This window comes from Microbacterium umsixpiens, assembly GCF_053543675.1.
Map to the genome: position 1 here is coordinate 1 of NZ_JBLVOH010000118.1, position 4,357 is coordinate 4,357.

The following is a 4,357-nucleotide window of genomic DNA, read 5'->3' on the forward strand; positions in this document are numbered from 1 at the left end:
GTCCAGACGCCCCGACCGCATGCGACGAACCTCCCGTCCCTCGAACGACACCGAGCCCGACGTCGGCGAGTCCAGCATCCCGAGGATGTTGAGCAGCGTCGACTTGCCGGAGCCGGAGCGGCCGACGATCGACACATGGTCACCGGCACCGACCTCGAGCGTGATGCCGCGGAGGATCTCGAGCCGCGAATCGTCTGCCAGGAGGACGCTCTTGGTGACGTCCTCCAGAGCGACCAGACTCACCAGCTCATCCCGCTGTCGCACTGCTCCACGCCCGGCGAGACCTCGTAGCAGAACTCCTCGACCGGAGCGACGAAGCCCGGCACGAACTGACGGATGCTCTCGCCCTCCTCCAGACCCTCGGTGACCTCGACGATCGTCCCGTCGTTCACACCGAGCTTCACCGCGCGCTCCTCGGGTTCTGCCCCGTCGGCCGCATCGACCCACACGTTCCCGGAGCCCGCGCCGCCCTGGACGGCGGTGACCGGGATCACGAGCGCGTCCTCGACCTGGCCGAGGGCCAGGTCCATCGTCGCGGGGAGTCCGGCGAACACGGTCTGACCGGCGGGGATGGCGCAGCGCACGCTCGCGGTGCCCTCTGCCGTCACCTGCACACGGACGCCGGTGCAGGCGAACGGTGCCGGACCACCCGTGATGGTGACCGTGCCCTCGGTCGGCGCGTTGACGAGGCGGTACAGCTGCACAGGGTCGACGGTCGCGAGGAGGTGGTAACGCGCGGGGGTGAGACTGAAGATCTCGGTGCCCACCGAGGTCGGCTGCCCCTTCACGAGCGCGATCTCGGACACGTCGCCGGCCTCGGGCGCGAGCACATCGATGTCCTTGCGGGGATCTTCCTGACGGATGGTGAACAGCTTCTGGCCGGCCGACACCGCGGCGCCCTCACTCACGTGGACGGCGGTGACCGTGCCGTCGATCTCGCTGCGAACCGCGAAGATCTCATCGCGCGCGACGTTGCCGGTCAGGCTCAGCGCATTCACGACGGATCCGCGCTCCACCGCCACGATCGGGTCGGTGATCGTCGCTTCCGGGCTGACCATGCTCTCGGCTCGGTCAGGGAAGAAAGCGATCTTGACGAGTGCTGCGGCGCACACGCCGATGACCACGACGAGAAGCAGGGGGAAGATCCAGCGACGCCAGACGATCACGAGTGCCTTTCCGGCAGCGCCGCCCTGGCACGCCTGGAGTCAGCGTACCCAAAAAATGATTTCCGGGTATAGCAAAGGTGACCGCGTGTCGGGGGCCTTCCTCAGGCCCGAAGCGCCTCGTGCCGCACGACGAGCCAGCCCGCGGGCACCGAGAGCCGATCGGCGTGCGGGGAGCACAGATCATGCGCCTGCGGGTCGTTCGCGGCGCCGAGCGGACCGAGCGCCGCCATCTTGTCCCCATAGTCGTAGGTGAGGGTGGCCACGGCTTCTCGCGCGCAGCCGACCTTCGAGCACAGTCGTCCGTCCATCTCCGCCAGCGTACGGTCGTGCGCATCCGAGCCGGGGATGCCGCGCCGCACACGTCGGCACGGCCTAGACTTTCGACATGCCCCGTCGCCGCACCGCTCACGCCCCCGCCGCACCACGGCGCGGCGCGCGGCACGGCCGCCACGGGCGTCTCGGTCGCAGCGAAGTCGTGCGCCCGCCGCTCGCGCCGCTCGACGGCCGTCTCGATCGCTTCGACCTGACCGTGGGCACTGCCGTCGAGTTCTTACGCGGGACGTGGCCAGAGCTGCAGGACGTCAGGTTCGAGATCGGGGCGATCCCCGCATTCGACGCGGCCGATGCGGTACCGCGCTGGTACCTCGATCGGGAGAATCGGCGCATCGTGCTGTTCCGGCTGCCCATCGAGCGGCTCCTGCCCCCGGGGCACGACGACGCTCCGCACCGCCGGATGGCGATCGAGAGCGCCGTGTTCCGGGCCGCCGCGGAGTACGTCGGCCGTGAGCCGTGGGACCTCGGCCACGAGCACTGAGCTCGCGGGGTCTTCACCCCCGGGAACTGATCAGGGGTAGACCGCGATCGCCTTCTCGACACCGGCACTCGGCTGCACCGGCAGCACGGCGAGCGCGCCCGGAGCGGTGAGCGCGACCGCGGCGTGCACCGGGCCCGTCGACTGCATCCGATAGGTCGCACCGGGCTCGACATCGATCCCGGCCGTCGCGCCTGCGGCGATCAGGACTTCCTGGGATGCTCCGCCGTCGAGCGGCTCGATCGTCACCGTGGCGTCCTCATCCGACGAGTTCGCCAGCTGGAGTCGTCCCGGCGGACCCGACGGCACCGCGAACACCACCTCGCCGTCGACCTCCGGTGCCGGGGTGACCCACGCGAAGTCGGCATCACGGCCGAAGCCGTCCTGCTGGCGCAGCGCGGCCACGACCGGTGCCTCCGAATCGACCTCGACGGTGTAACGGCCGGGTTCGAGACCGCTGAGCGAAACCTGAGCGGGGAGATCGGGTTCGAGCGGAACCGTGAACTCGTCCGCTGCAGAACCGGCACCCTCCGCGACGACCCGGACCTGAACACGTGCGTCCGCGCCGGGCGAGAGCAGGCGCAGAACCGCCATCTCGTCGTCGTCCCCGTCAGAGGCGAACACCTCCACTCCGGTGAGCACCAGCTTCTGCTGCGCGCCGGGCACCGCGTCCTGCAGGTCCATGCCGGCGGGGTCGAGCACCTGGGTGAGCGACGACTGCAGCACCGCACGGACCGGAGCCCCGGTCGCATCGACGCGGACGACGGGCGCGGTGTCGCCGGCGGCGATCGACGTGAGCGGCAGCGCGGTCTGCGTGCGCGCGGGCACGATGACCGTGCGTGCGCTTCTGGTCTCGCCGTAGACCGACAGCGTCACGGTCGAGGGGACCTCCGCGGCATTGGTCAGGGTGACGATGTCCTCGGTGCCGGTGGCGGTGCTCCCGCCGACGAGCCAGGAATTCAGTCGGGGAACTCCACAGGCGGCGGCCGCGAATCCGGAGAGGTCGTCCGTGGCGAGAGTGATCGACTCCGCGGCGGCGATCAACGGTGCTGAGCGTCCTTCGACAGCGCCCGTGAGAACGCGCACCTCGCCCGCGTCGGGAAGATCCTGCACCGTCAGACCCGCCGAGGACGGATCGCCCGACGTTCCGCCAGCCGTGAGGGTCGGCGACCCCGCAGAGCTCAGCGCCAGCGGATCCATGGCGTCCCGTCCGAGCGCGCGCAGGTCGCCGTTGCACACCAGGACGCTGTCTCCGGGGAGCGGCGTGACGTCGACGCGAGCGGCATCATGCCGGATGACCGGCCACGGTGCGTGGACCGCGGCGACGATCCCGACGACGCAGGCGGCGATGACGGCGACTCCGGTGGCGAGGCGAGCACCCGTCGCGGCGACCTTGAATGCACGCGAACCACTCATCGGTCCCCCTTCCCTGTCGTCTCGGCTCTCTCGTCGTCGCCCCCGTCGGATTCCGCGTCGACGGATTCCGAAGGCTCCTCGGCGATGGGATCGGGCTCGGCGATCGGAACCAGCGCCTCGTCGTTCAGCGCGGCCTCGTCCTGCGGCTCCTCGATCGCTCCGACCGGAGTCTGCTCCTCGAGCGAGACCTGGTCCTCCGCGTGCCGAGGCAGGATCATCGGCTCATCCGGCGCGCGGCCGACGATGCGGGATTGCGCTCGCGCCGCGCGACGCGAAGCCCTGGTCGGGATCGACAGGAGCAGCGCCACGAAGACGGCCAGCAGCTGGATCGTCAACACGAGGCGAGCGGTTCCCTCCTGAGCGGAAGTCAGTGTCGGTGGCGCAGCGATCTCGGCCTCCAGACGCCAGAGCACTCCGCGATCGCTCTCGCCTGCATGAACCAGGCCGGCGCGCTGATCGATCGAGGCGACGGCCGCGGTGCGCAGAGCGCGAGCCTTGTCTCCTTCGCTCCCGGACAGCTCCGAGAGCAGCACGTAGCTGATCCCCTTCGCAGCCAGCTCGCCCGGAGCATCGAAGTCGCGGGCGGAGAGGAGATCGACGGCGAGCGTCGCGATGTCGTCCCCCTGCGGCTCGACGGCGGTCGAGACCATCGTGGTCTGGGATCCGAGCGTCTCGCTTGCCCCCCAGACCACCTCGACCGCGAGTCCTCCGTCGTTCTGCGGAGTCATCACGAGCGTCGCGAGCGGACGGTCCCCTGCGGCTTGGGCGGCGACGTAGGCGGGCAGCGTCGATTCGGGGCCGTTCGTGAGGACCGACCGACCCAGGTGGAGGGCGCTGAGCGCCGGTACGGCACAGATTCCGAGGGCCACCGCTGCGACGACGGCGGAGAGGACCCGCAGCCTCGGAAGCGTGATGGCGGTGTCCAGCGTGACGAGCGCGGCCCCCACGACCCCGACCCAGGCCA

The 4,357-nt window shown here is 70.4% G+C and carries 5 protein-coding genes and 1 pseudogene; 1 reads left to right on the top strand and 5 read right to left on the bottom strand.

What is annotated here, in order from left to right; all coding sequences use genetic code 11:
- The 3 genes from ACNPM4_RS11880 to ACNPM4_RS11890 all read right to left on the bottom strand — a co-directional run.
- A partial coding sequence (locus ACNPM4_RS11880; protein WP_448985830.1) for an ATP-binding cassette domain-containing protein occupies positions 1-243 on the bottom strand: 243 nt, incomplete at its 3' end.
- Positions 240-1,166: an efflux RND transporter periplasmic adaptor subunit gene (locus ACNPM4_RS11885; RefSeq protein WP_448985831.1), complete on the bottom strand. Its 927-nt coding sequence runs from the start codon at positions 1,164-1,166 to the stop codon at positions 240-242. The genes ACNPM4_RS11880 and ACNPM4_RS11885, both read right to left, overlap by 4 nt.
- Before the next feature lie 101 nt (positions 1,167-1,267).
- Positions 1,268-1,474 (bottom strand): DUF3499 family protein, encoded by a 207-nt coding sequence (locus ACNPM4_RS11890; RefSeq protein ID WP_029261978.1) that lies wholly within the window; start codon positions 1,472-1,474, stop codon positions 1,268-1,270.
- A gap of 77 nt (positions 1,475-1,551) precedes the next feature.
- Between ACNPM4_RS11890 and ACNPM4_RS11895 the strand changes: the two genes are divergently transcribed.
- Positions 1,552-1,980 carry a hypothetical protein gene (locus tag ACNPM4_RS11895; protein WP_231481666.1) on the top strand — a complete coding sequence of 143 codons (429 nt, stop codon included), beginning with the start codon at positions 1,552-1,554 and terminating at the stop codon, positions 1,978-1,980.
- Positions 1,981-2,010: 30 nt separating this feature from the next.
- Here the strand turns inward: ACNPM4_RS11895 and ACNPM4_RS11900 are convergent, their stop codons facing one another.
- Complete coding sequence (locus ACNPM4_RS11900; protein WP_417507468.1) at positions 2,011-3,393, bottom strand: DUF5719 family protein; 1,383 nt, start codon at positions 3,391-3,393, stop codon at positions 2,011-2,013.
- A pseudogene (locus ACNPM4_RS11905) lies at positions 3,390-4,357 on the bottom strand (glycosyltransferase); the annotation flags it as partial. The gene ACNPM4_RS11900 and the pseudogene ACNPM4_RS11905, both read right to left, overlap by 4 nt.